This is a genomic window from Nitrospira sp. KM1 (assembly GCF_011405515.1).
Lineage (GTDB): Bacteria > Nitrospirota > Nitrospiria > Nitrospirales > Nitrospiraceae > Nitrospira_C.
In genome coordinates, this window is sequence record NZ_AP022671.1 from 1035226 (window position 1) to 1059126 (window position 23901).

Here is a 23901-nt window from a genome sequence, read left to right on the forward strand (position 1 = left end):
ACTTCTGTCATCTAGGCGACAAATTCGGTAGATCCCTGGCAGGAATAGCATCAAGTGTGACGATTCGGCTGAGAGCGTCAAGGTCTCGCACACACACGTAGCCCCTCGTGTAGGAGAGAATGTCTTGGTCACGCAGGGTTTTCATAATGGCACTCACATTGGGACGGGACGCCACGACAAGCTCAGCGAGTTCCTCATGGGTCATTCGAACGTCCACGATATAGCCGACGCCATGGTTGCAGGGCTGCCCCTCGAAGCACATCAAGTCAACGAGTGTCATTGCAACCCGCCTTTGTAACGGCGAAGTTAGTTGCCACTGCAACCGACGATCAAGGAAGTGCAGCTGGTGACCATAGGTTTCTAGAAGTCCTTGCCGCAGATTTGCATCGGCCTGAGAGGCTCTTTCAATACTCACTCGATCAAGCTCCAACACAGTGGCCGTTCCATTTGCGACTGCCGATTCTGCATTCTGAAAGATCGAAAGAACGGTTTTTGACAAGTGCTCGCTATTGCAACGGTTTCCCCAATTTAATTGTGATATCGGTAACTTAGGCCTTTCCGTTGGTTCCACTGTATTCCATCCTTTCTGTCTGTTTCAACAGAGTTTTGACACAAATTTGTCACACCTAGTCCGTACATCAATCGAATCAGGCAGTCATGTCTCCGATGAAAATACAGTACCTGAGCCATCCTCATCAGAAGACAACGCAGCCCACAAGAAACAAAAGTAGCCCCCTCGACTCGGCATTTGAGAAATGCATCAACATGATCATTCCTCAGATCGCCCGGTGAGTAGCAATTGCCTCCCTCATCCCTCAGGAGATCCCACGCCAAGCCTGTTCTGTTTACATGCTATCGGGTTTACGGTCAGGCCAGTGCTGCCAAAATCCCTAAATGCCCGCACAGAGGGAACCCCGTGTCCCTGTACCCATGCGGGTTGCCATACCAGTGCTATGAGAACACGGTCGGGGCATGTCGCCTAGCGACGGCACCTCCCGTGCGTCCTTACCGTGAAAAGACTTCGAGGATTTCATCCAGGGAGCGGATCGTCCCCAACAACAACGGATCACCAAACCGCTTATTATGGCGATTCTCCTTCACCTTCAATAAGCCGATCACCAGATTGTTGAAGTCGTCCAGTTTTGCCGTCTCAAAATAGGTGATGAAGTCCAGGTCATCCAGCCCGCTGGAATGATACAGCTTGCGCTTGACGGTTTTGAGATATGCCACTGTCGCATCCGTATGCTCCTTCATCAAAGCGGCACGCGGATCGTGCGGCATCATCCACCATTCAGCATCTTTGCGGATAGGAACCACCAGGACATACGGACTGCTCGGAGGTGGAGGAGTCTTCAGTTCAGTCTTCAACTCTTCAGGAAAACTCGGGACATAATTTAACGCCTTTGTAATCCCGTTGAACGTGTCGGTGTTCTTCAACGCTTTCCCGAACGTCGTGCCCATGAAGTCGATCAGAACATTCTGGTTGTGACTCATTTCCTTGGAGTGAATCCTCAGGAAAAAGTCAGCTTTCTCAGATAATCCTCGCAGCAAGTACGTATCGATGGTCATTTGCTCTGAATACTTCTGGAACACACTTTTTGCCTCCGCCACGGCTTTCGTCCGGGCATCGCGATCCAGTTTCCACCACTCGTCCCCAACCTTGAAGACGGCGAAGGTGGCATAGATCCCGGGTTCCTTCAATAACTTCTCCCGATCCGCTTCAGCACCAGCTATTTGCGCACAAAGCATGAAAGTCAAAACCATCACGGCGAGGATAGATCGCTGTCGCATCACTTCTCCTTAGGCATAAGGTTGTCCCATTGTCGGAACCGGTCCCGCTTAGTGTGAAATTTTCGCGGCGAGCACATCGACTTGTTCGATTTGTGGGGGTTTAGCCAACAGATCAGGAGCTTTCGCCATCAGGGCGGCCGCAATCTGCCCAGCCAGGTGCGCTTTACGCCCCGCCTCGTCAGCAAAGGCATCGAAGATGCCAAATGTGGTTGGCCCTAACTTTAGGGCAAACCAAATCGGTGTGGCGGCTTCCTGATTTGCCAAGGCAAGGCCACCTTCGAGAAAGCGAGCCACCTCCGCTTCCTTGCCTGGCTTGGCCTCCAACCGCACTAGCAATGCCACTCGTACCATGTTTTCCATCCTTTCAGAAATTAACTAATTGCTATGCGCATCCTAGCATGTGAGTTAAGGATTGGTCTATTGGCAATAATGCCAATTATGCTACAGTTCTCGCCATGCGAATTTACATCGTGGCACTACAGAACACCTTCGATACTGGCTTATCTACTCTTCTTGATACCTTCAGCGTGGCAAATGAACTCGCAGCATCTTCGAAAGCATTGACGACGCGCTTCGATGTCACCATCGTGGGTGTCCGATCCCGAGTGACCACGAGTCACGGCCTGTCGATCCCGGCAAGACGAGCAACGGGACTGGCTCATCCCGATATCGCCCTGGTGCCGGCCGTGGGGGCGAAGATGCCCGATACGTTGTCCCGCCTTCTTGACCAACGAGAGATCGTGGACGCACAAAGCCTCCTGCGGCACTGGTTCCAGCGGGGCACCATGCTTGGGGCTGCCTGCACGGGCACGTTTATCCTTGCAGAGGCCTCCCTACTCAACGGCCATCATGCGACGACTTCCTGGTGGCTGGCTCCTTTCTTTCGTGAACGGTATCCCCAGGTAGTACTGGACGAGTCGCGTATGATTGTCCACTCGTCACCCTTCATCACTGCCGGAGCCGCGCTGGCGCATCTCGATCTAGCATTGTGGCTCGTGCGCCACCGTAGTCCCGCATTGGCGGCCCTGACTGCCCGTTACCTTGTAATTGACTCGAGACCAATGCAGGCGACCTTCGCCATTCCTGACCACCTGGCTCACGCAGATCCATTTGTGGAGCGGTTCGAACGATGGGCCCGCCGTCGTTTGGGTGACGGCTTCTCGCTCCATGATGCCGCCCGTGCCGTGAGGACAAGTCCACGAACATTGACGCGTCGGCTGCACGCCGTGATCGGGAAATCTCCGCTTGCCTATTTCCAGGATCTTCGTGTCGAGCGCGCCGTCCATCTGCTACAGACCAGCAACCATAGTGTGGACCAGATTGCCGACCGGGTAGGCTATGCAAGCGGGGCCACGTTGCGAACCCTCATCCAACGGAAAATTGGACGCGGCGTACGTGAGCTGAGAGCACGGGCCTAGTAGTTGTGCAAGATTGGAGGTTGTTTCATAACTTACCACTTATGAAGCAAGGTACTTGCAGAGAATAATGGAGAGACAATCCACTTTTCCGAGGCAGCGACTCATCTGCATTGCCACTCACGGATAGGGTTGCTCGGCGAGCTGGTTGATCTTCGGCTTGCGCGAAAACCAGAACCGGCACGAGTACTAGAATGCATCCAACGACAATTCCCAAAAATACTTTGAGTCGGCCCATTGGTCCTCAGATTAACTGAATATCCAACCGTCTTTATACATCAGCAGTAGAAGAGAGGAGCAGAATAGTTTATACGAGCTTGGAAGTTGTTACAGAGGTTACCACTTACATAGAAAACGACCTTATCGGTCACGATCGTTTCCTCGGTTCCGCTCCATGTCCGGAGTACGGCCTCGTCCCCCGAGATAGCGCACCAGATCCACAGCGAGCTGCCGGTCTGCTCCTTGATCAGATCGTGCGAGCGTCTTCAGAACCTGCTCGTAGTGGTGCATGACCTCCCGCTGCTTCCTCGGCATGTGGGTGACTCGTCGCTGACGATCGAGCACCTTCGCCTCGGTCGTGCGATCACGTAGATGCTGAACCTTCCACCGTTCCTGTGTCGTACGGTGAATTCGGCTTGTCGTCGTGGCCTCAATGCCATGCTCCCGTAACGCCTCCGCAAATCCCTCCCGCCAGCGCTGCAGATCGGCCTTCCTGGCATTCAAACGAACTCCATCAAGACCTGCGGCTTTCACCGTCAAATGCACATGTGGATGTGGAGAGGGATGGGGATCCGGATCGGTCTCGAAGGTATGAAGCACCATTGCGTACTGAAACCCGGAGAACTCCCGTGTGGCGAAGTCACGGGCCGCCCGCTGCACTGATAATGGATCGGTCCTGGTCGGCATGGAGAGGACGAGGTGAAAGGCGTCGCGCATCGTCGAGTCTGCCGCGATGGGCATCCCGCCATCGCGCCATTCAGCTTTCAGATCGGCCACGGCCTCCTTCCCGACAATCACTTGGCCGCCTTGATCCTCGATCTCAAGCTGGCCATCACGCGAAATGTAGGTGAGGTTGTTCGAGATGCCCTTCATCCCCTTCGGTGCCCTAACGAGTTTCACCACGACTTGTGGCGAACGGCGAACCATGGCCTGAAGTTTCTGCCGCACATAGGTCGCACGAGCCTGTGCCGTGCTGAGCCGTCCGCCGGTACTCACGAACTTAGCGAAACTCAGACGAACATTCCTGCTGCGACGCGGTCGCGGGAGGGTCTCCGTTGAGACATTGAAGAGCCGACTCCCCCACTCATCCAACTTCTGGTCAATTTGGCTGCCTGTTGAACTCATTGGAGATGCCAGCGGTCCACGGACCCGCGTAAGACATCGGACACCTTCTTTGTATGGGCCTGGATCACGCGAGAGAGTTCGGTGATGACTTCAACCCGAAAGGCGGCTCGGTTCTGAGGCGCGGTATTCAAGACTTTGGTAATCTGGTTCAGGTTCCTCCCCAAGGCGAGGAGTTGTTGATTCGACCGGGCCAAGGTCTCCAATTCCGGCTGTCCGACCTGTGGCTGCCCGGTCAACTTGGTGCGGACCATCGCCACCAGCCATTTCGTCGGCACATAGCCTTCTTGACCGGCCATCTTCTTCAGGGCGGCGAGCTCTGAGGCTGTCAGGTTCAGTTCGATGCGAGCGATCGCCCGTTCTCGCTTCGGGGTGACACGACTCCGAGGCGTAGGGGCCGGGGTGGCTCTCCGATCCATGGTCTGCCGAATGGCGTTCCGCAACGCATGGCTCGGTGTGAGTCCGTGGGCCTGACACCAGGCCTGCCAGGGCACCTTCAGTTCCCCCAAATCCACAGTCACCGTGGTCGTCCGTTTCGCCCGCTCCCCCATCAACTCACCCATACCAGCCTAAATTTGGCCACCCCGCGCCCCTCACCAAACCGGTGTCGAAGTCTGGCTATCGGAGGGTCACAGAACAGTCGCACAAGGATACGATAAACCCATAATGTAAGACAACTACGGGCAACAGCCATATCCTGCAACCTCCTAAAATCGGCCTTACACCATGCCTACGACGATACGGATCTAAGACCACCGGTCAACCGTTCGCACTGGGCTAAGGACGTCAGAAATGGGCCCCGGATCGGCCGGTCGGTGGAGCCTCAGGCAGGCCGGGTATGCCGGCACCCCCGATCAGCTGGTATGGTTTCCAGCCATTCTGGGCTCCCCCATGTGAAGGAGATGCTCTTCTTGTTATCCTGAGACACAAGGCACCGCCTGTGCGTTATTGAGGCGACAACCATGCGCATGACCGGGCCGAACGTTCTTCGATGCCTTTTGGCCATCTGCTTGATGAGCGGGCTCGTGGCCTGTGGCAGCTTTGCCAACTGCTTCAATAGTGGGTTCGCTCCCGCCGCCTGTGGCGGGGGGTATAGCGAGAGCAACGTTGCTTCTCTACCGCAGCCCACGGCCACCTCGGCGGAAGGTCGCTGGACGGGGGTGACGCCCACAGGTCGCACCGTTTCTGGACTGGTCCTCGAGGACGGCTTCTACTGGCTGTTCTATACGGCAAGAGACCATCCCAACATTCTGGCTGGACTGGTGCAGGGAACTGGCACGTCCCACTCTGGCTCCTTCGGTTCCTCGAACACCAGGGATTTCAATCTGGAAGGCGCGGGCCTTCGCTCAGCGACAACGAATGGCAGCTATGTTCCGAACAAGAGCTTCCTCGCGACGATCGCGTATGTCACTGGCGACACAGAGAGCTTCACGAGTACCTATGATGTGGACTCGGAGCCTGCCCCAAACCTGAATCTGGTCGCCGGGACCTATGCTGGGCTCCGCGCCGACAACTCCACGGTCACAGTGACCGTGGATTCCACCGGGACGCTTTCAGGTCATTCCACAGATGGATGCACCGTTACGGGGACCTTGTCTCCTCGGGGAAAGGGAAACGTCTTTCATACCTCGGTGACATTCGGAGGGGGCGCCTGTCGCCAGAGAACCGAGACGGTCACGGGGGTGGCCTTGTACGATGCCGCGACCAACCGGCTGTACATTGCCGCGCTCAACAATGTCCGGACCACCAGCTATCTTTTCCTCGGCACAAAGCGGTAAGCCCCACCGGTTCGATGTTCTGCCCTAGGGTATCCATTTTGATGGGGCATGATGGGATCCCATCATGCCCCATGAATGGATCGATAAGATCACGAGGACAGGATCTCTCGAACCGCAGTAGAGGCAAAGAAGCCCTGATCCTTCAGATTGGCAAACCAGCTCTCGGCAAACTCCGTCAAGTCCTGTTTCAACGTGGGCAGGACATGGGTGTGTTTGCCCGCCTCGTCATACCGATAGACTTCTTGCACGATCCCCAGGTAGTCATTCCAAAAAGACACCGGTTCGGCTGCCATGCCATCGGGTACATTGTGAAACAGAAACACGATATCGGGATCTCGCATGAGGTCGCCGTTCTGTTCGCCGTAATGGCACAAGGACACAAGCCGGTATCCTTCTCCACTGGATCCAATCTCCTCGACCGAGAGTGGCATGTAGCCGGGCACGGTGATACGCACCGCACGTGCGCCATTGAGCAGTTGATTCAGATCCGTCGCAAAGGCTTGATACATATTCATCATTCTGTTCCTTTCTTCCGATGCAGGAAGCCCCCGGCGCGAGGGCCGGAGGCTTCCCGTGACGGTCAGCGGTCTGACCGCTCCGCGATCCAGCGTGTCGCCTGTTGGGCGACGACGATCAGCGCATCAAGGTCTGTGACTCCGAAGGAGTCGGAATTCTTCCAGACCCCATCCCGGTCCTTGTACGAGCGGGCCACAGTCACGTTGTAGAACGGACCGTTCATGCCCTCGTTCTTCCAGATGCTCGCCTTGATGCGGCTGCATCGCAGCGTGGTGACCGGCTGGGGTTTCTTGTCTTGAGGTGCCATAGTGTTGTCTCCTTTAAGTTAGAGTTGATGTGTTGGCCTCTCACCAGGCGTGGAGGCCACACAGCGACGACAAAGGAGCCAGAGAGGCCGCCGCCACCTGGTGGGCCGGTGGGCGCGAAGCGGAGGAATGCCCGCGGAAAAGGGCGCCCTCAGAGGCGGCGCGCGGGCGTGATCGACGCAGCCCGCCGGTGGAAAGCCAGGACGGCGACCGGATGCGCACAGGCACCGAACCGGAAACCATAAGCAGGTCCCCGCTCATCACCAGCACGGCAGAGCAGATTCAACGGACGAGGCGAGAAGGTCCGCTTCAGAGAGACCGAGACTAAGCCAGTTCGCCAAGATGGAAGAGAGTCAACGAATCGGCTTCGAGATGATCTTGAGCTTGTGGCGGTTATCAGCCAGCAGGCGACTATGCATATGTCACAGGAGTCGCTGAACGTGGTGGAAGACCGAACGGCCTGCGAGGCCGGAGGGGAACTGTCATGTGATGGGAGGCGAGAAGTCGTTGAGATGCGCGACTGACTGAGCCGGATGAACGAGTCGTCAGCGAGGTCGAGAACAAGCCATCTTCCTGGAAATGCCTCACCGGCCGTTGATACGGCGTCTGATCGTGTTCACACTCGCCGTCAGTCAAACAGGTCGGCGTGCGTGCCTGTCCGTTCGAGGATGAGGAACGTGGCCTCAATTCTGTAGATCAGAAGCCAGTCTGGCTGGATATGGCATTCTCGATGGTGGATCCACTCACCGGTAAGAGTATGGTCCTTGTTCTTGGGAGGCAATGGTGTTTGGGCCTGAAGAAGATCAACGATGGCTTCGAGTTTGTCGAGATCGTAGCCCCGTTTTTTGGCAAGCTTGAGGTCTTTGAGAAAACGGCTGGTGGTTTTGAGGAGCAGCACGACTTAGATGCCCGTACGGCTTCTGAGTGCGCGAAAGTTCTTGAACGAGGGGAGTTTCTCTGGATGCTTTGCTTCTTCAAAAGCCTCCAGCGTGTGCGCGTTCGGAATCATGAGAGGAAAAGGGATACCCTGGTGGAGTTCAACCTGGGCATAGAACAGGCGTATGGCTTCGGCTTCGGTCAAACCGAGTCGATCGAAGACTTTCACCGCCTTCTTTTTCAGACCAGTGTCGATACGAGTATTGATGCGATCTGACATTACGGTCTGTCCTGCTTTTCTCATGCTCCTATTGTACGCCATTTGTCGTGCGAATGAAAGATGATTCTCTGTGCTACTCATGTGTAAGAAGGTCAAGGACTAGAACGTGACAGTAGACCCTGCTACAGACCGACGGAATGATCAACAGACTATGTTTCTGACAGCCTTGAAGAAATCATACAGGTGGGGCCGATCCCGCAAAGCACCAGCGGGCTCCTCTCTCGGCCCTCCTCCCCTACCGAGGTCTTCGCGCACGACGAGATTCTCCAGGCACCCACCCGCATGGTAGACTTGCGTGGCACGACAAACGTCGCTACTGTCGAACGTGCGTGATAAGAGGATCATGGTGATGGCTCACGCCCCGGGTGGGCAGGACATGACGCGCATCATCTCCATGAGAAAGGCAAATCGCCGTGAGCAAAAAACCTATGATCAAGAGCGACCTGAAGCGACTGGACCGCATGACGGATAAGGATATCGACTACTCCGATATCCCGCCATTAGATGACGCATTTTTCAAGAAGGCCAGGATGGTCGCCTGGCCACCGGCGAAGCAACAAGTGACTGTACGTCTCGATGCGGATGTGCTCCGCTGGCTGAAGGCCTCCGGCAAGGGGTACCAGACACGGCTCAACTATATTCTCCGTGCGGCAATGGAACATCAGGGGCCGCGGCGACCGCGTGCCACAAAGCGCCGGCGCCCCCATGCGGCGTAAGGAAAGAGCGACGACATGAACTTCGCCAGCTCCACGGCAATCCCCACTTCCTGCTCCGCCTTCGCAAGAGCCTTGGCGAATTTTGGCTCCTTCCTCATCTGTTCGTTGATGTACTGTCTATGCGTTTTCATCGTGACGCCTTGCGCGTGACCTCCTCGTATCGTTGCTCCGCAATGGCGATGTCTCGTTCTCGCAGTTTCTGCCGTTTCTTCCGGATCGCATGCAGGATGACGAACCGCTGCCTTACGAATGCGGCATAAAAGAACCGGTACTCAGTCCCCGACAATTCCGGACGCAGCTCCCAGATCTTGCCTCGAACATGTGCCGCGATGGAGCGGATCCACGGTGATCCGTTCGATCAGACCGGGACGAGATGCACACTCGGTTGGTCTACGGAAGCATCTGACACACCGGACCATAGGGCTTCAAACTCGCATCACACGTGAGCATGCGCAGGTGTTCAACCTGGGCTTGCGCCACCAAGATACGGTCAAAGGGATCACGATGATGCAGCGGCAACCGTTCAAGCGCCAGGGTGTGGAGCACAGACACCGGTAATTCCTGAAACCCACTGTCCGCGATCTTCGCCGCGAGTTCGTTGGGATCCGCGGCAAGCTTGTTGAGTTGGATCTTAATGACGATTTCCCACAGGGACGCGGCACTGATATAGACCACGGGCGTGGTCTCGATCTGGTGATAGATGGTTTTCGAGAGTCGTGGAGACTGAATCACAAACCACAAAAACACGTGCGTATCTAATAACAGGTTCATGGCCCAGCCTCGAATGCAGCCATCATGTCCGGTGGTAACGGCGCATCAAAATCGTCAGAGATGGTCACGCGTCCTTTCAAAAGCCCCGAGCGGCGACGTGGTAGCTTGGCCTCAAGCGGTCCCAGCTCGGCCACCGGCATTCCATCTTTGCAAATCGTAATGCGCTGCCCTTTTGCAACGGCGGCAAGGAGTTTGGAAAAATGGGTCTTGGCCTCATGGACATTCACCGTTTTGGTGGCAACTTTCATACACCCCCCACATGGACTAAGATTAGTCTACTTCGGACTGGTGCGGGAGTCAATCCATTCGTTCCCGCGCACAGGAGGTCGCCCCCATGCGCCCATCATGATCCTTGAACATGAGGCACGCCTCGATATCCGGATTCCCGTCATGGAGGTAGTAGACTCGCACCTCTGCTCCTCGATGCTCCCTGAAGAGCCATCTCGACCATGAGTGGACTCAGACACCAACTCGCGCACCGACCTCTTTTCACCATCGTGTTGCGCCCCTCACCGACACCGGGGCGCAACAGAATCCCCCCAGTCTGTGGTCACGCACGACTGCAGGCGTGACACCGTCCTCACTGGCACGGTTGCCTCGGGCGTGCCACACCCCCTGACGGGCGACGGGTATTGGCTCGGCACGGTCGAGTCGCATTGTGAGACACGACGGTGCCAGACTTCACCTGGCACGGCGTCTCGAGACGCGGTGCCTCCGCAGACAATCGTGCGCCACTGCGCCGCTCTGCAGACCTAGGTGAGTGCCTCCCGGAACGCGGCCGGCACCAACACCGGAGTCCCTTCACTTCTCTGGCCACCCCTACTTTTTCGGTATGGTTATAAAATCTGAACCTTCTCATAAGTGCCTGAGAGAGCAATGACTGAACAGTGGATCACTATTAGGAAAGCGTTTCGAGACGATTCACTGAGTAGGCCACATCGGCAGGGTGCTGAGCGTTACCTAATTGGTCACTGAATGACGGAGCGTCCAGGATTTCTCCCACTGAAGGAAGCAGCTGTCTGGGCGGGCGTTTCTGCCCGTACGGTCAAGCGTTGGCTCGCTGATGGCTTACCGTGCTATCAAGCTGGCCATAGGACCAAGGTGCTTATTCGTCCGACGGATATTGACCAGTTTTTGACCAGGCGGCAGGTCACAAAAGTCGATATCGATGCTCTGGTTGAAAATACTCTACGAGAGATGCAAGAGGCGCGGCACAGGACGGATGTAGCCTAATACCCCATCATAGGTTTATCCTTTGACCTTGTACTTCTTGAGAAGGTCACGAACGGCTTCCTCCACTCTGGCATGTGGTCGCCGTTTTTGCTGAATGGGCAGGATCTTCGTCTGTATCGCTCACCGAGAATCGATGCAGAGATTAAACTGCTCCTTGGATGAGGTATCCTATTTCATTGTTCACACCCTACTGTGCCCTGCTATGGGCGTCAATAGCGTTGTTGCAGTGCCATTAGATATTATGCCAGCATTATAACATTACGCCACGTGTGGATGGATGACTGAGAGCAGGAAGAAAGATGGTGACAACATGTCAACCAATCATGCTGTAGGCAGAAACGTCTAATCCAAGGAGGATGAATTGGGAGTCAAAGTTACACAACGAACTGGAAAGTCTGGCTGGTGGGTTTCCATCATCCACAATAACAGCCGCAAGAGGAAGCGGTTCTCTGACAAGAAAGTAGCCGTAGAGTTTGCCAAGAAGATTGAGGCAAAGATCAGATGGGCCGAGGTCAATGGCAGTCCTGTAGTCTTTTCACAACCCGAACAGAACATGCCAACCCTGAAAGGGTACATGGAGAATTGGCTCAGTGCCTACGTGGATAACAACTGCAAATTCTCAACAGCCTCAGGCTATCGGCAGGTTTGTAAGAAGCACCTCTACCCTGCCCTAGGCTCTCGCACCTTGGATCACGTGACCAGAAAGGATGTGAAAGACTTGGTCGCCACCTGGAACAGCCAGGGGCTCAAGAAGCGGACGATTTTGAATATCCTGACTCCGCTGCGAGAAATGTTCAACCATGCCATTGACGATGGCACCGTTACCGCCAATCCTGTGTCCAAAGTTGGGATGATCGTGAAGGGATGTAAGGCCTCAAGCGCCCATATCGAACCGCTGACCGCAATCGAGGTCAAGGCTTTACTTGCCACCACTAAGGAGCGGTATTCGTTTCTCTATCCGCTTTTCCTTTGTGCCGTACGGACAGGCATGAGAGAGGGAGAATTGATCGGCCTCCAATGGGAAGATATTGACTTCCTGGGATCCTTCATTGAAGTCCGGCATAATGTTGTCAGGCGGCAAGAGACATCCACCAAAACCAACCGGATTCGGCGCGTAGATCTCTCTCCCCAGTTACAAGCCGAGTTGCTCAAGTTGAAAGAAAATCTTCAGCTTGAAAGCTCGATGAAGGGATACGCTTTCCCGAAATGGGTATTCTTGACGCCACATGGCAACCGTATGACGAATGAGGTCCTCAGGAAAGGCTTCTACGCCTGTCTCGAAGCGGCTGGGCTGCGTCGGGTACGATTCCATGACCTGCGGCACACCTTCGCCAGCCTGTTGATTCAACAGAATGCGAACGTAAAATATATCCAACAACAACTCGGTCACAGTAGCATCAACATCACGTTGGATGTATACTCGCATCTCTTTGAGGGAGACCATCGGCACCAGGTCCAGCGTCTGGACGATGAGCTATTGGAGACAAGTCCGAGGAGGTTAACTAACCCAGAAAACGCGCCCCAGCCGGACCCTCACCGAGAAGGGGCTCAGACGCCTACCAACGAAACAATTGAATTTACAGCGAATCTAAGACACGGAGGGGTGACGGAGTGGCCGAACGTGCCGGTCTTGAAAACCGGAGACCTCGCAAGGGGTCCGCGAGTTCAAATCTCGCCCCCTCCGCCATATATCAGGAGGTTCCCTCAACCTTGCCCGTAGCAGACCTCCTTCATGGTCACCTGGTCACGGTTCGGTCACGATCATCAAGTCTCTGTCCACCACCTTCGAACAATGATTCAGTGTCTCTTGTCGTCCTCCCATCGCTGTGGTTATGTTGGCTTGCGGAATGACAGGCTCACGACGTTGTTGGCTTGGTCAGGGGAATCGTTGGATCACAATAAAGTAACCCCTATCATATTATCGACATGCGAAGTTCTTAAATATTTCTTCTGTGCGTTCACCAGAGCATTAGGCCGATGCCATTCGATTCGAGGTCTAAAACAACGCAAACGCAACCAGGCTCAGAACGGCAGAAATGGCGACCACTATAAGCCAAGATCTTGCGATCTCCTTGAGTGCAATTTCAGCTTCGTCAGCATTCCAGATAGAACTTATATACGGTGACCACCGGTGAGGTGCTTCAGCTGGAACATTGCGGTGTGATGAGGGGAGTGACTCATGAACCCGGGAAGATTCATTTCCTTCCATGGCTCCCTCCCAATCGCTCCCCTGTTGTACGCAGGATTTCTGCTTGGAATATATAGAACGATTGGGGGGGAATGCTTTTGGAACTGACGGCTAAAAAGACCTGAAATTCGACTGGACGTTCTTAGGTGACAGAGCGCCACCGCCGGTAAATGAGGTGATTACCCTGCCCGACGTCTTTTCCGACTTGAGGCGAATCAGAGCTATAGGAGACCCGTATGATTGCCTGGGTTGAATGCCCGTCACTCACGGTTAAGGAAGAGCATGCCGCATTGGTGGCCGCCATATACCAATTTACAAACGAACACATGCATGTCAGTGCGCCATACGAGGAATAACCATGACGAGTTGCACGGCCTTGCGCGCTTTGTTCTCCCAACGGTGGGGGGTGCCGGCCGGGATAGTGATGGCATCGCCACGTCGAAGAAGACTTGTCTTCTCATCCAGCTGAAGCCACACTTCTCCAGAAAAAACGATGGCGAACAGTTCTATCTCTCGGGAGTGGAGCCGCCCTCCGCTGAATCCCTCCGGACGTATCGTGATCAACAACGCCTCTAACCTACTGCCTGTCGATGCAGGACCTAACGACTCGATTTGTGAGCGCGACCATCCACTCTGGAGCATAAGTCGCTGTGAGGCTTTGATGACGGCCGGAGCATGGGGCTCGGCCGCCTGAAAGAATTCTCCCAGCGTGACCCCAAGTCCGGCTGCAATGCGTTCGAGAGACGACAAGGATGGCGAAGCTTGATTTAATTCAACTTGCGAAATGAAACTGGCTGAAAATCCGCACTTACTGGCCAGTGTTCGCACGGACAGCCGATGTGTATCCCGAAGCCGCCGAATCGCCGCACCGAGAGATTGCTCGATTGGACCACCCTCTTTGTGGCTCGCTCGGCCGGCTGATGCACGTCGGCTTCCCTCTTTCTTTTGTTTCGGCATAATCACCCTTTGAAATCTACATTGTTAGCTCGCTCACGAAGAAACATTGAAGAGTTGTTGATATACCGATTGGAGTCGCACAAGCATTCCCTGCAGAGTACGCGATCTTAAGTAAGCATTGCCCATCTATGCCGAGCCACTGCCCTGAGTAGATCGTTCTCCAGCAATATGTAGTTCCCCCAAAGGACGAGCCATCTCATGGTCCATCCTGCCTTTTTCTATACATAATAGTGCACGATAGTGCACGACATCGTGGACCAACGCAAACGATGTCATACTCACTTGGGTTCCGACCGCCGACGCTTGCATGGGATGCATGGAAACCATGTCTGTTTCCACGGAGACAGCGCGATATCAAGCGACCTCATTGCCGAGATTCTCATCCTGGCGATAACTCAAATAGTAGCACTCGGTGGACACCGCCTGGCCGCGCGATTTGCGAATCTTTTGCTTCAATTCTTCCGACGATGACGTACGGCACATTCTGTCTCGCGAGAGGCTCGAGTGCTGCTCCGCGAAATACAGTGTCCTTTGTAGTCGCACATAGGACACTATTACCGATTTCTTGTCCACTCGAAAATAATCAAGCAGACAGCCGAAGATCCCTTGAATAGCATGTAAAAATATCTGTACAGTAATACTGTACATTTGTCTTGTAGCGGCACGGAGACCGTCCGGAGCCGGTTAGCAGCAGTGAGTCTCGCGCTCACGAAGGAGGCACATCGTCATGAACAATGATCAGGGTCATGGAGATTCATTCGAAATTGTGTTGGCATTTCTCATTGGAGCGGCTCTTGTCTCCGTCGCCGACCCACAACTCACGACGCAGTCCGCGGCGGACTCACCCGAGCAATTGCCCGGTTATACGGAACGCATCGGAGATGCTGTGGAGTCTGTCTCGGGACGGGTCAACGAAACATTTACAGAGGTGGTCAACCAGGGGAAAGAAATGCTGGAGGAAATGGGCGGTGCTAGTTCTAAGGCCTCCGCCTCATGACCTGTCTGCAGTCCATCGGGGTGCCACTCTGCTGGAGGGCCTTCCTTCAATGAATCTCTCAGCGCTGCACCTTCCTGAAGTGACTTCTGAAGCACCCTTCTCTGAAGCACCGCCTCATTGTTAGACGGACGACTTTGCCGCTTCTTGAGCGCGTAATCCGAGCACCTATCGACTCTTGGCCGGATTGCCCATGACCGTCACACCGGGCGCGATATCACGGGTAACCACGCTGCCTGCTCCGATAATGGCGTCATCGCCGACCGTCACGCCGGGTAGAATGATCGCCCCGCCCCCGATCCACACATTTCTCCCGATGCAGATCGGTCTGCCAGATTCAAGACGCTCTCTTCGCAACGCCGGATCTCTCGGATGGTCCGCCGTCAAGATTTGAACGTTCGGTCCGATCTGGCAATCGTCACCAATGTCTATCCTGGCAACATCGAGAAACACACAACCGAAGTTCGCAAAGATTCCTGTACCCAGACTGATGTTGTAGCCGTAATCGCAGAAGAATGGCGGGCGCAGAATAACTCCCTGCCCTATCGAGCCCAATAACTCTTTCAGGATGGTCAAGCGTTGCTCCGTCTGATCCGCCCCCGTTGTATTATACGCACGCAACAATCGATCGGCCCGTAGTTGATCCGAGGCGATTTCCGGTCCCTCTGCCCGATAGAGCCGGCCTGCAAGCATCTTTGTCTTTTCACTTACCTCGGATTGCGTGAGCGCCTGTGCAGATTTCGATTTGGACATGCCGCCTCCTTCTCTCTCATCATCCATCATGGAAGACACTGTATGAAAGAGGTCATCATATCAACCTCTAGCTGTATGACATACCGGATGACAGTCTGAATCGGACGTTGAAGGGAGAATCAGTAACCTGTTCGTTACGTCTTGAGAAAGACCGAGAGATGGCAACCTTTTTCCAGGCTAGCCCTGGCATGGAAGCAGGATATCGTGAAGCCTCCGCTATCTCGAACGGTAAACAGATAGTTGATTGCGCACTGAGTGCATAGTGCGAAATCTCACAGTTATTATGAATGCTCGATGAGTTCGCACGAACCCCATATGGCTGATCGGCGTAAGTAAATGATTTTAAATTGTTTTCATCTCCACCAAAAATGTAATGCAACCGGCTTGTACCTGCTCAAAATGGCACTGTATTTGCTCATGAAAGCATCATCCAGCTTGCACGCCAATTCAGGAATACAAACCAGTCTGGAATAAAGGAGCAAAAGCGACATGAAGTCAATTTGCAATTTCTGGAGGATGCTCATACCGCTCGGCTGCATGCTGGGAATCCTGGCAACAAGCGATCCGATTCAGGCAGAATCTCTGACAGTCGGAGCAACCCATACCCTAAAAGCTGCGTTTGAAGAGATCATCCCCTTGTTCGAACGGGAGTATGGCGCAACCGTCGATGTCGTGTACGCTCCGTCCAAGACGCTCCGTCGCCAGATCGAAAAGCGGGCTCCGATCGATGTGTTTCTCCCCGGATCAGTTGATGAGGTCATGAAACTTCAGAAGAAAGGACTAGTCCTGGGGGACTACCGCGTGTATGCACAGACGTCCCTGGTCCTCGTCATGCCGACAAATTCTCCGGCTACTCCCATTTCATTTCGTGAGGGTCCACCGAACCGTGTGACACGCATCGCCGTGGGCGATCCTCAAACCTCGGGATTGGGAGACATCACCGCCAAAGCGCTGACGCAAGTTGATCCTGCGTACATGAGCCGATCGCATTTTGTGCAGGCGCCGCACAGCCATGATATTGTCGACCTCGTACGCTCGGGTGCGGCTGACGTCGGTCTTTTGTATCGTGTCGATGCAATCAATAGCGCACAAATGCGCATCATCGATGAAATACCTGCCGGATCGCATACTTCCGTTCAGTTTGGTCAGGCTATCCTGTCAACCTGTCGCAGCGAGTCATTGCGGGTGGCGGAACGATTTCTCGATTACATGATGAGCGCCCGCGTGCAAAAACTCCTGCTCAAATATGGATTCGATGCTGCCCATATAACCACCTCGCCCATGGCTCAGCTCATACGCGAGTAGCTGCGATTCGTGCCCGACTTATGGTGACCGGATCGAACAGCCCCGCGTTGATATGGCGGATACACTGCGACCTGTTCCCTATAAAAGACTCATTCTCAGATCATCATCACTTTAACGCTTGACCAATGGTCTTTCGGCAAGAGTATGCCGCAGGAAGCATGCTGTTTCCAGTCTGCATGGTACCTTCTCGTTCACTTGACGGTGACCCAACAATAAAGCCTTGTGATTGTAAGCGATTCTGCTTCGGTCCCTATGTCGTCCGCGCATGCTGACTCGTACATTAGAAGAGATCCCTAGAGATGAAATACTCATATCATCGGCACGGCATGAGGTCTGGGAAAGTCCTGCCCCCTCAGACCCTCAACCATCTGATGTTTCGATCAACCATCAATGTATCTTGCGCTTCACATTGTGGTATAAACAGCTCCCGTCGCCATGACCCTCACCACCATTCGGGGCCGGTCATGAATGCCGCTTTTTCCTGGAGTGGTGTGACAAAGCCGTTTTTTGGTACACTCCGCGCATGAATGAAATTGTCCTCATTGCCCTGCGAAGGCCGTATACCTTCGTCGTTATGTCCATTCTTATCGTGCTGTTGGGCACCAAGACGGTGCTGCACATGCCGACCGACATCTTCCCGAATATTACGATTCCGGTCACCTCCGTGGTCTGGATTTACTCCGGTCTGCTGCCGCAGCAGGTGGAAGGACGCATCACCTATCTGTTCGAACGCTTCCTGACCTCAACGGTGGAAGGCATCAAGTACATTCATAGCCATTCCTACTTCGGCAGCAGCATCACCAATATTTATCTCCAGGACGGAGTCGACGTGGGAAGAGCCGAAGCGGATATCGTGGGCATCGCGCAGAATGTCGTGAAAGCTCTGCCGCCCGATATCTCCCCGCCCATGGTCATGCGTCTCGCACCATCCTCCATACCGGTGGCCATGCTCCAAATCAGCTCCGATAAAATGACGCCCGCGGAGCTCTATAATCTTGTCTATATGCGAATCCGCCCTCTCCTCGTGACGGTGCCGGGCATCGTCCTGCCCCACCCATATGGCGGCCAGGACATGCAGGTCATGGTCAACCTCGATCAGCAGAAATTACTCGCGAGACAACTTACTCCCGCGGACATTCACAATGTCCTGATGAAGCAATATCTCGTGCTGCCGGCGGGTGACATCAAGATCAAGCAAACCGATTGGATCGTCCTGACGAACGCATCACCGTTGAACATTGATCATTTCAACGATATCCCGGTCAGGCGGGAAGGCAATGCCTATGTCTATCTGCGTGACGTCGCCACGGTGCAGCTCATGGGACGGGTGCAACAGAACGCCGTGCTGGTGAAAGGCAAACAGACCGTCATTCTCGTCGCGATGAAGAGCACGGAGGCCTCCACCTTAGACGTGGTTGATGGCATCAAGAAGATGATCCCGCGCGCCGAGCAAATCTCTCCGGAAGGCGTGGAGATCAAGCTCCTCGACGACGCCTCGACCTTCGTAAAGGATTCGATCTCGGACGTCCTGCATGAGATGCTGATGGCCGGCGCGTTGGTCGGCCTCATTGTGCTGTTACTGCTCGGATCATGGCGAGCCACGCTCATTGTCTGGACATCGATTCCACTCTCCATTCTGACCGCAATCATCGGCCTGCATCTGCTCGAAGAAACCATCAATGTCATGACCTTGGGAGGACTGGCGCTGGCCGTCGGCATTCTGGTGGACGATGCGACCGTCATGATCGAGAATATCGATCGCCATATCGAAATGGGCAAGCCGCTCGAGACGGCCATCGTCGACGCGGCCAATCAGATCGTCGTCCCGACGCTCGTCGCAACGCTCTGCATTGCCATCGTCTGGCTCCCGCTCTTCGAACTTGGCGGGGTCGCCGGCTACCTGTTCAAACCCATGGCTGAAGCCGTCATCATCGCCATGATTGCATCCTTCATTCTGTCGCGTACGCTGGTACCGACCATGGCTAAATATTTGATGAAGAGTGAACATGCCGAACATGCCGAACCCGCCTGAATCTCACGGACAGACCGGCGCTGCGCCGTCAGGGAACATTTTCGTCCGGTTCCAAAAGGGGTTCGAGCGCCGCTTCAATCGGTTCCGGGAACGCTACGGCGAGCTGCTCGAACTGTCGATCGCCCATCGCAACACCTTCGTCACAATCTCTTTGGCCGTTGCCCTGGCCTCCTTGTCCCTCTTTTTCTTCCTCGGACGCGATTATTTTCCCGAGATCAGGTCTGGAATTATTACCATGCATATGCGGGCACCCCTCGGAACACGTATCGAGGTGTCAGGACGCATTGCCACGTTGGTCTCGAATAGTATCGAAGAATTACTGCCCGGTGAGGTCGAAAACGTCGTCAGTAATTGCGGCCTGCCGGTCGGTCCGCATAACCTCGCGTTCATTCCGACGCCGACGATCGGCTCTCAAGACTGTGACTTGACGATCCTTTTGAAGGATGAAAAGTCTCCGGTATGGGACTTCCGCCGTATCCTCCGCAAGGGATTGAGGGAACGCTATCCCGGCACTGAATTCACGTTCCAACCGTCCGATCTGACCGCAAAAATTCTCAACTTCGGGGCTCCGGCGCCGATCGATGTGCAGGTCAATGGGCCGGACGTGTACCCCAGCTACGAGTTCGCCCGCAAATTAGTGGGCAAGTTTCGCGAGATCCCCGGAGCCGCGGACGTGGTGATCCAGCAAACGATGCGCACCCCCACGCTCATGGTCGAAGGCAATCGCACCTTTGGACTCGGCGTCAACAGAACTGAAAAGGATATTGCCGACAATCTGCTCATGACGACCGCCGGCAGCCAACAGGTGGACCAGGTCTACTGGCTCGACCCCAGTACCGGCATGTCCTATCTGATCAATGTCTATACGCCACAACCGCAGATCAACAGCGTCAACAGTCTCAATACCATTCCGGTCGACTCATCGGATAATTCCTCCAACGATCGTTCGGTGCAGCTTCTGGGCAATTTGGCGAATATTACAGCAGAGGGAACACCGGGCGTGGTCACGCACGGGAACATCATGCCATTGTTCAATATCTATGTCTCCGCCGAAGGACGTGACCTCGGTGGGGTCTTGGCGGATGTGCAGGAGGTGACGAAGAGCATGGAGCACGAACTCCCTCGCAGCGCAGCCATCGAAATTCACGGCCAGGCCTCGCTGATGCATGACGCCTATTTCGAACTGATCTTTGGACTGCTCACCGCAGTCGCGCTGGTCTATCTCCTGATCGTTGTCAACTTCCAATCATGGCTTGATCCGTTTATCATCATTACAGCCTTGCCAGGCGCGCTGGCGGGCATCGCCTGGTCGCTGTTCCTGACCCACACCCGGCTGTCAGAACCCGCGCTGACGGGCGCAATCATGACGATGGGTACGGCAACTGCGAATTCGATTCTCGTCGTTTCCTATGCGCGCGAGCGGCTCGAAGAGCACGGCAATGCCATCCAGGCCGCGATCGAGGCCGGAACGACCCGCTTCCGTCCGGTGCTCATGACAGCTTCGGCCATGATCATGGGGATGGTCCCTATGGCGACCGGGTATTCCGCGAATGCGCCGCTGGGTCGCGCCGTCATCGGCGGCCTGTTTGTCGCCACATTGTTCACTCTGTTCTTCGTGCCCTGTGTGTACGCCATCCTCTATAACCGGCGAGCGACTCGGCAGAAGGGACACGTTTCATCATGAAAACACTCAATGGAAGACACATCGCCCTGTTCGCGGTTCTGCTGTGTGTGCTTTACATTGGCTATCGGATCTATGAAAGTAAAAGCGACGCCGCGCTGTTGCGCGAAAAGACGCTCGAAGATGCCATCCCCACCGTTGCCATCATCAATCCAAAGCCGGCGGATCCGACTGAGACGATTACGCTTCCCGGCAATATTACGGCTTGGTTCGAAGCGCCGATCTATGCGCAGGTCTCCGGCTACGTCAAGATGTGGTACAAGGATTATGGTGCGCTCGTAAAGGCAGGCGACATCCTCGCCGAAATCAATGCGCCGGCTCTCGACGCCCAATACGCGCAGGCCAAGGCGGATCTGGAGTCTGAGCGAGCGAAATACGCTCTCGCCGATGTGACCGCAAAGCGCTGGCTGGCGCTGCGCAAAAACCATGCGGTCTCGGAACAGTCGATCTCCGTCCAGGTTGCCCATGCGAAAGCCGAAGCCGCCAAGGTCAAGGCCGCGGAGCAAAACGTCAGGAATTTTGAGGCACTGATCCGATTCAAAACCATCGTCGCGCCCTATGATGGCGTGGTCACCGTACGCAATATCAATGTCGGCGACTATGTCAATAAGGAAGGAACGATCAGCGCGCCCAGTGCCGTGAGCAACCTTTTCACCGTAGCCGACGTCAGCATGATGCGCCTCTTCGTTTCGGTGCCCGAATCCTTCGGCCCATTTCTCAATCCAGGCCTGACGGCGACGGTGACCGTACCGCAGTTGCCTAACCGTCACTTTACAGGAAAATTCCTGACTGTCGCCCGTGGATTTGATGTGAGCACACGCACTGCCATCACCGTTTTCACGGTCGACAACGAGGACAGAGCTCTTTGGCCCGGCTCCTTCGCCAAGGTTGTGCTCACGGCGCCGGTGGATCGGAAAGTCTACATGATTCCGTCTACCGCACTGGTGTTCCAGGAACACGGCACCCAAGTGGCGCTGGTGACGGAGGAGGACCGAATACACTTACAACCCATCACCGTGAGCCGACTCCTCGACAACGCAGTCGAAGTCTCTGAAGGGATCTCCCAAACCGACCGCGTGGTCAACAATCCCAGCGCGGCGCTTCTCGAGGGTGACAAGGTACGCATCGTCACACCGGCGCCCGGATATGATCTCACTACCGGGGGAGGGAGTTCCGAACAGAAAGCAGCACCGAAGTCCCCGCCGAAGTCCCCGCCGACATCACAGCACGTGCCGGTCCCGCCGGAAACGCCTGGGGAGCAGGACACTCCGGCACCACCGACGCAGCCTGCAAAATAGCGGCTACAAACACATGATCGAACGTGAACGAGCGAAATCACTAAGACTATCGCGCATGCGCCTCAGCCGTCAGCTGTGCGGCGGCCTGTTGCTGGCAGCAGGGCTATCGGCATGTAATGGATTTCCCGCTGCCGATCTGTCTCCTACCTACGAACCTCCTCAATTCGTTGTGCCGGATTCCTGGTCAGGAATCAGTCCCTTCGTGAAGGCCAATCCAGCCGATGATGAGTTACGCCAGGACTGGTGGAAACTCTACAACGATCCGGTTTTGGACAACCTTGAAGAGCAGGCGATGGCCGCGAACCCCGACCTGCAGGCCGCCGCCGAGCGCTTCGTCCAGGCTCGCGATATGATGATGAAGGCCAGGTCCCAATATCTTCCCAAGCTCGGCGTCGGGTTCGACGCCTCGAACAATCGACAGTCGGTCGATCGTCTCTTTCGTGCTCCGGACATTCCCAACCAAGAATCCAGCGTGATTGCGGGCGGGATCGCCTCATGGGAACCTGATTTCTGGTCCAAGCTTCGCAATGCCATGCGCGTGGAGTTGTATCGAGCTGAAGAACGCGCAGCCGATTATGGACTGGCGAGGCTGAGCCTGCAGGCCGAAGTCGCGACGAATTATTTTGTATTGCGTGGCTATGATGCACAAGTAGCGATCTATACCCAATCCATCGACTACTATAGAAGCTCCTTGGACATCGTAAACGCCCAATTCGCCGGCGCCATCGCGTCCGCACTGGACGTCGCGCGCGTGGAATCCCTGCTGTTCAGCACGGAAACAAAGCTGGCGCAAATTCAGGGTTTGCGCCAAGTTACCGAGCAGTCCATTGCGATTCTTCTGAACCAAGCTCCAGCCGGTTTCAAGATCAAGCCGGTGGATATCCTGCGGGTGGCCAGCTTCAACCTCCCGCGTACGATTCCCTCCACGTTGCTCGAACGTCGACCTGATATCGCCGGGATGGAGCGTCGCATGGCGCAAGCCAACCGCGCCATCGGCATTGCGAAAGCCGCCTTTTTTCCGGACGTGAGCTTTCGGGCTGGCGGAGGGTATGAAGACGCCGGTTTCAACCTGGTCTCTCTCGCCAATAGCTTCTGGTCCTACGGCGCCGGCGTGTCGCTGCCGATTTTTCAAGGCGGGTATCGGCGAGCCCAGTTGCAACAATCCTGGTCGGCATACCGCGAGACGGAGGATCGGTACCGATCGACGGTGCTGAATGCCTTTCGTGAAGTCGAAAACAACCTCAGCTTGACCAATCGCCTGACGCTTGCAGCGAATCGGCAGGATGCCGCTGTCGGGGCGACGCTCAAGACGCAAAACCTGACGATGGAATTGTATACGGGGGGACTGATTTCCAGTCTGGATTTGATTTATGCGCAGCTCAATACACTTGTCGCGCGCATTGACTCGGTGGAGATCAAGGCCGATCTGCTGAAGTCTTCAGTGGCGCTGATTCGTGCCTTGGGTGGCGGCTGGAACCGGAACCAATTACCGACCGACGATCAGATTCAACCCTTCGGCACGTTCCAATACGCTGACCTTGATAAACCGCCGCCGGCCGGAGGAATCGACGTCAACGCGGTTAACAATCGAATCCACAACGATTTGACAAAGCCGGCCTCTCGATAGCCCGTCCGCCGGCCATTGAAAGAATCTCTGATCCTTTAATCGAA

At 55.1% G+C, this 23901-nt stretch carries 22 protein-coding genes, 1 tRNA gene and 2 pseudogenes; 11 read left to right on the plus strand and 14 right to left on the minus strand.

Features of this window, described 5'->3' with window-relative positions:
• Nucleotides 1-7 precede the first annotated feature (7 nt).
• From W02_RS04880 to W02_RS04890, 3 genes are all read right to left on the minus strand, one after another.
• Nucleotides 8-280 carry a helix-turn-helix domain-containing protein gene (locus W02_RS04880; RefSeq protein ID WP_173045351.1) on the minus strand — a complete coding sequence of 91 codons (273 nt, stop codon included), beginning with the start codon at nt 278-280 and terminating at the stop codon, nt 8-10.
• A 725-nt stretch (nt 281-1005) separates the two neighbouring features.
• Nucleotides 1006-1791 carry a chlorite dismutase family protein gene (locus W02_RS04885; protein WP_173045353.1) on the minus strand — a complete coding sequence of 262 codons (786 nt, stop codon included), beginning with the start codon at nt 1789-1791 and terminating at the stop codon, nt 1006-1008.
• Between the two features lie 48 nt (nt 1792-1839).
• On the minus strand, nt 1840-2142 hold the full coding sequence (locus W02_RS04890) for a putative quinol monooxygenase (RefSeq protein WP_173045355.1): 303 nt from the start codon (nt 2140-2142) through the stop codon (nt 1840-1842).
• Between the two features lie 104 nt (nt 2143-2246).
• On the opposite strand from W02_RS04890, the gene W02_RS04895 reads away from it, so the two are divergent.
• Nucleotides 2247-3209, plus strand: coding sequence for a GlxA family transcriptional regulator (locus tag W02_RS04895; protein WP_173045357.1), 963 nt, complete (start codon nt 2247-2249; stop codon nt 3207-3209).
• 357 nt (nt 3210-3566) lie between these two features.
• On the opposite strand, the gene W02_RS04900 is transcribed toward W02_RS04895, so the two are convergent.
• Both W02_RS04900 and W02_RS04905 read right to left on the minus strand, forming a co-directional pair.
• The gene (locus tag W02_RS04900) at nt 3567-4421 is read right to left on the minus strand and encodes a hypothetical protein (protein ID WP_173045359.1); all 855 of its coding nucleotides are present in this window, start codon (nt 4419-4421) and stop codon (nt 3567-3569) included.
• A 125-nt stretch (nt 4422-4546) separates the two neighbouring features.
• Nucleotides 4547-5110: a hypothetical protein gene (locus W02_RS04905; RefSeq protein WP_173045361.1), complete on the minus strand. Its 564-nt coding sequence runs from the start codon at nt 5108-5110 to the stop codon at nt 4547-4549.
• 399 nt (nt 5111-5509) lie between these two features.
• Here W02_RS04905 and W02_RS04910 point away from each other — a divergent pair, with 399 nt between their 5' ends.
• The gene (locus W02_RS04910) at nt 5510-6325 is read left to right on the plus strand and encodes a hypothetical protein (RefSeq protein WP_173045363.1); all 816 of its coding nucleotides are present in this window, start codon (nt 5510-5512) and stop codon (nt 6323-6325) included.
• Between the two features lie 89 nt (nt 6326-6414).
• Here the strand turns inward: W02_RS04910 and W02_RS04915 are convergent, their stop codons facing one another.
• From W02_RS04915 to W02_RS04930, 4 genes are all read right to left on the minus strand, one after another.
• On the minus strand, nt 6415-6843 hold the full coding sequence (locus W02_RS04915; RefSeq protein ID WP_173045365.1) for a hypothetical protein: 429 nt from the start codon (nt 6841-6843) through the stop codon (nt 6415-6417).
• Nucleotides 6844-6905: 62 nt separating this feature from the next.
• Nucleotides 6906-7148 (minus strand): hypothetical protein, encoded by a 243-nt coding sequence (locus W02_RS04920; RefSeq protein WP_173045367.1) that lies wholly within the window; start codon nt 7146-7148, stop codon nt 6906-6908.
• Nucleotides 7149-7774: 626 nt separating this feature from the next.
• The gene (locus W02_RS04925) at nt 7775-8044 is read right to left on the minus strand and encodes a type II toxin-antitoxin system YafQ family toxin (protein WP_173045369.1); all 270 of its coding nucleotides are present in this window, start codon (nt 8042-8044) and stop codon (nt 7775-7777) included.
• Between the two features lie 3 nt (nt 8045-8047).
• A complete protein-coding gene (locus W02_RS04930; protein WP_232068651.1) occupies nt 8048-8326 on the minus strand; it encodes a type II toxin-antitoxin system RelB/DinJ family antitoxin in 279 nt (92 codons plus the stop codon).
• 437 nt (nt 8327-8763) lie between these two features.
• On the opposite strand from W02_RS04930, the gene W02_RS21740 reads away from it, so the two are divergent.
• Complete coding sequence (locus W02_RS21740; RefSeq protein ID WP_173051366.1) at nt 8764-9018, plus strand: BrnA antitoxin family protein; 255 nt, start codon at nt 8764-8766, stop codon at nt 9016-9018.
• Nucleotides 9019-9145: 127 nt separating this feature from the next.
• Here the strand turns inward: W02_RS21740 and W02_RS22010 are convergent, their stop codons facing one another.
• From W02_RS22010 to W02_RS04950, 3 genes are read right to left on the minus strand one after another with little or no spacing between them, the layout of a single operon-like run.
• Nucleotides 9146-9358 carry a type II toxin-antitoxin system RelE/ParE family toxin gene (locus tag W02_RS22010; protein ID WP_173051367.1) on the minus strand — a complete coding sequence of 71 codons (213 nt, stop codon included), beginning with the start codon at nt 9356-9358 and terminating at the stop codon, nt 9146-9148.
• A 50-nt stretch (nt 9359-9408) separates the two neighbouring features.
• The gene (locus W02_RS04945; RefSeq protein ID WP_090899549.1) at nt 9409-9789 is read right to left on the minus strand and encodes a type II toxin-antitoxin system VapC family toxin; all 381 of its coding nucleotides are present in this window, start codon (nt 9787-9789) and stop codon (nt 9409-9411) included.
• Nucleotides 9786-10037, minus strand: a complete 252-nt coding sequence (locus W02_RS04950; RefSeq protein ID WP_173045372.1) for a type II toxin-antitoxin system Phd/YefM family antitoxin — start codon at nt 10035-10037, stop codon at nt 9786-9788. Before W02_RS04950 ends, W02_RS04945 begins: the two co-directional genes overlap by 4 nt.
• Before the next feature lie 727 nt (nt 10038-10764).
• Between W02_RS04950 and W02_RS22015 the strand changes: the two genes are divergently transcribed.
• The 3 genes and pseudogenes from W02_RS22015 (at nt 10765) to W02_RS04970 (ending at nt 12709) form a co-directional block, all read left to right on the plus strand.
• Nucleotides 10765-11022: a helix-turn-helix domain-containing protein gene (locus W02_RS22015; protein WP_173045374.1), complete on the plus strand. Its 258-nt coding sequence runs from the start codon at nt 10765-10767 to the stop codon at nt 11020-11022.
• 553 nt (nt 11023-11575) lie between these two features.
• A pseudogene (gene xerC / locus W02_RS22020) lies at nt 11576-12394 on the plus strand (tyrosine recombinase XerC); the annotation flags it as partial.
• A gap of 225 nt (nt 12395-12619) precedes the next feature.
• Nucleotides 12620-12709 (plus strand) — tRNA-Ser (locus W02_RS04970).
• 834 nt (nt 12710-13543) lie between these two features.
• Here the strand turns inward: W02_RS04970 and W02_RS04975 are convergent.
• Nucleotides 13544-14167 carry a helix-turn-helix domain-containing protein gene (locus tag W02_RS04975; RefSeq protein WP_173045376.1) on the minus strand — a complete coding sequence of 208 codons (624 nt, stop codon included), beginning with the start codon at nt 14165-14167 and terminating at the stop codon, nt 13544-13546.
• A gap of 727 nt (nt 14168-14894) precedes the next feature.
• Between W02_RS04975 and W02_RS04980 the strand changes: the two genes are divergently transcribed.
• Complete coding sequence (locus W02_RS04980; RefSeq protein ID WP_173045378.1) at nt 14895-15164, plus strand: hypothetical protein; 270 nt, start codon at nt 14895-14897, stop codon at nt 15162-15164.
• A 165-nt stretch (nt 15165-15329) separates the two neighbouring features.
• On the opposite strand, the gene W02_RS04985 is transcribed toward W02_RS04980, so the two are convergent.
• Nucleotides 15330-15914 carry a sugar O-acetyltransferase gene (locus W02_RS04985; protein ID WP_173045380.1) on the minus strand — a complete coding sequence of 195 codons (585 nt, stop codon included), beginning with the start codon at nt 15912-15914 and terminating at the stop codon, nt 15330-15332.
• Between the two features lie 489 nt (nt 15915-16403).
• Between W02_RS04985 and modA the strand changes: the two genes are divergently transcribed.
• The 4 genes and pseudogenes from modA to W02_RS05005 all read left to right on the plus strand — a co-directional run bounded on the left by modA (nt 16404) and on the right by W02_RS05005 (nt 23857).
• Entirely contained in the window at nt 16404-17219 is an 816-nt protein-coding gene (modA, locus tag W02_RS04990) for a molybdate ABC transporter substrate-binding protein (protein ID WP_173045383.1), read from the plus strand.
• A 523-nt stretch (nt 17220-17742) separates the two neighbouring features.
• Nucleotides 17743-20935, plus strand: a pseudogene (locus W02_RS22025) (efflux RND transporter permease subunit).
• On the plus strand, nt 20932-22230 hold the full coding sequence (locus W02_RS05000) for an efflux RND transporter periplasmic adaptor subunit (protein ID WP_173045385.1): 1299 nt from the start codon (nt 20932-20934) through the stop codon (nt 22228-22230). Before W02_RS22025 ends, W02_RS05000 begins: the two are co-directional and overlap by 4 nt.
• A gap of 55 nt (nt 22231-22285) precedes the next feature.
• Entirely contained in the window at nt 22286-23857 is a 1572-nt protein-coding gene (locus W02_RS05005; protein WP_173045387.1) for an efflux transporter outer membrane subunit, read from the plus strand.
• The last annotated feature ends 44 nt before the right edge of the window (nt 23858-23901 follow it).

Bases quoted from the DNA above. Each gene is read 5' to 3' on its own strand.
- W02_RS04885 (WP_173045353.1), bottom strand. From the start codon at position 1,791: ATGCGACAGCGATCTATCCTCGCCGTGATGGTTTTGACTTTCATGCTT.
- W02_RS05000 (WP_173045385.1), top strand. From the start codon at position 20,932: ATGAAAACACTCAATGGAAGACACATCGCCCTGTTCGCGGTTCTGCTG.
- W02_RS22015 (WP_173045374.1), top strand. From the start codon at position 10,765: ATGACGGAGCGTCCAGGATTTCTCCCACTGAAGGAAGCAGCTGTCTGG.
- W02_RS04975 (WP_173045376.1), bottom strand. From the start codon at position 14,167: ATGCCGAAACAAAAGAAAGAGGGAAGCCGACGTGCATCAGCCGGCCGA.
- W02_RS04980 (WP_173045378.1), top strand. From the start codon at position 14,895: ATGAACAATGATCAGGGTCATGGAGATTCATTCGAAATTGTGTTGGCA.
- W02_RS04895 (WP_173045357.1), top strand. From the start codon at position 2,247: ATGCGAATTTACATCGTGGCACTACAGAACACCTTCGATACTGGCTTA.
- W02_RS05005 (WP_173045387.1), top strand. From the start codon at position 22,286: ATGCGCCTCAGCCGTCAGCTGTGCGGCGGCCTGTTGCTGGCAGCAGGG.
- W02_RS04910 (WP_173045363.1), top strand. From the start codon at position 5,510: ATGCGCATGACCGGGCCGAACGTTCTTCGATGCCTTTTGGCCATCTGC.
- modA (WP_173045383.1), top strand. From the start codon at position 16,404: ATGAAGTCAATTTGCAATTTCTGGAGGATGCTCATACCGCTCGGCTGC.
- W02_RS04920 (WP_173045367.1), bottom strand. From the start codon at position 7,148: ATGGCACCTCAAGACAAGAAACCCCAGCCGGTCACCACGCTGCGATGC.
- W02_RS04915 (WP_173045365.1), bottom strand. From the start codon at position 6,843: ATGATGAATATGTATCAAGCCTTTGCGACGGATCTGAATCAACTGCTC.
- W02_RS04945 (WP_090899549.1), bottom strand. From the start codon at position 9,789: ATGAACCTGTTATTAGATACGCACGTGTTTTTGTGGTTTGTGATTCAG.
- W02_RS04930 (WP_232068651.1), bottom strand. From the start codon at position 8,326: ATGAGAAAAGCAGGACAGACCGTAATGTCAGATCGCATCAATACTCGT.
- W02_RS21740 (WP_173051366.1), top strand. From the start codon at position 8,764: ATGACGGATAAGGATATCGACTACTCCGATATCCCGCCATTAGATGAC.
- W02_RS04950 (WP_173045372.1), bottom strand. From the start codon at position 10,037: ATGAAAGTTGCCACCAAAACGGTGAATGTCCATGAGGCCAAGACCCAT.
- W02_RS04905 (WP_173045361.1), bottom strand. From the start codon at position 5,110: ATGGGTGAGTTGATGGGGGAGCGGGCGAAACGGACGACCACGGTGACT.
- W02_RS04890 (WP_173045355.1), bottom strand. From the start codon at position 2,142: ATGGTACGAGTGGCATTGCTAGTGCGGTTGGAGGCCAAGCCAGGCAAG.
- W02_RS04880 (WP_173045351.1), bottom strand. From the start codon at position 280: ATGACACTCGTTGACTTGATGTGCTTCGAGGGGCAGCCCTGCAACCAT.
- W02_RS04985 (WP_173045380.1), bottom strand. From the start codon at position 15,914: ATGTCCAAATCGAAATCTGCACAGGCGCTCACGCAATCCGAGGTAAGT.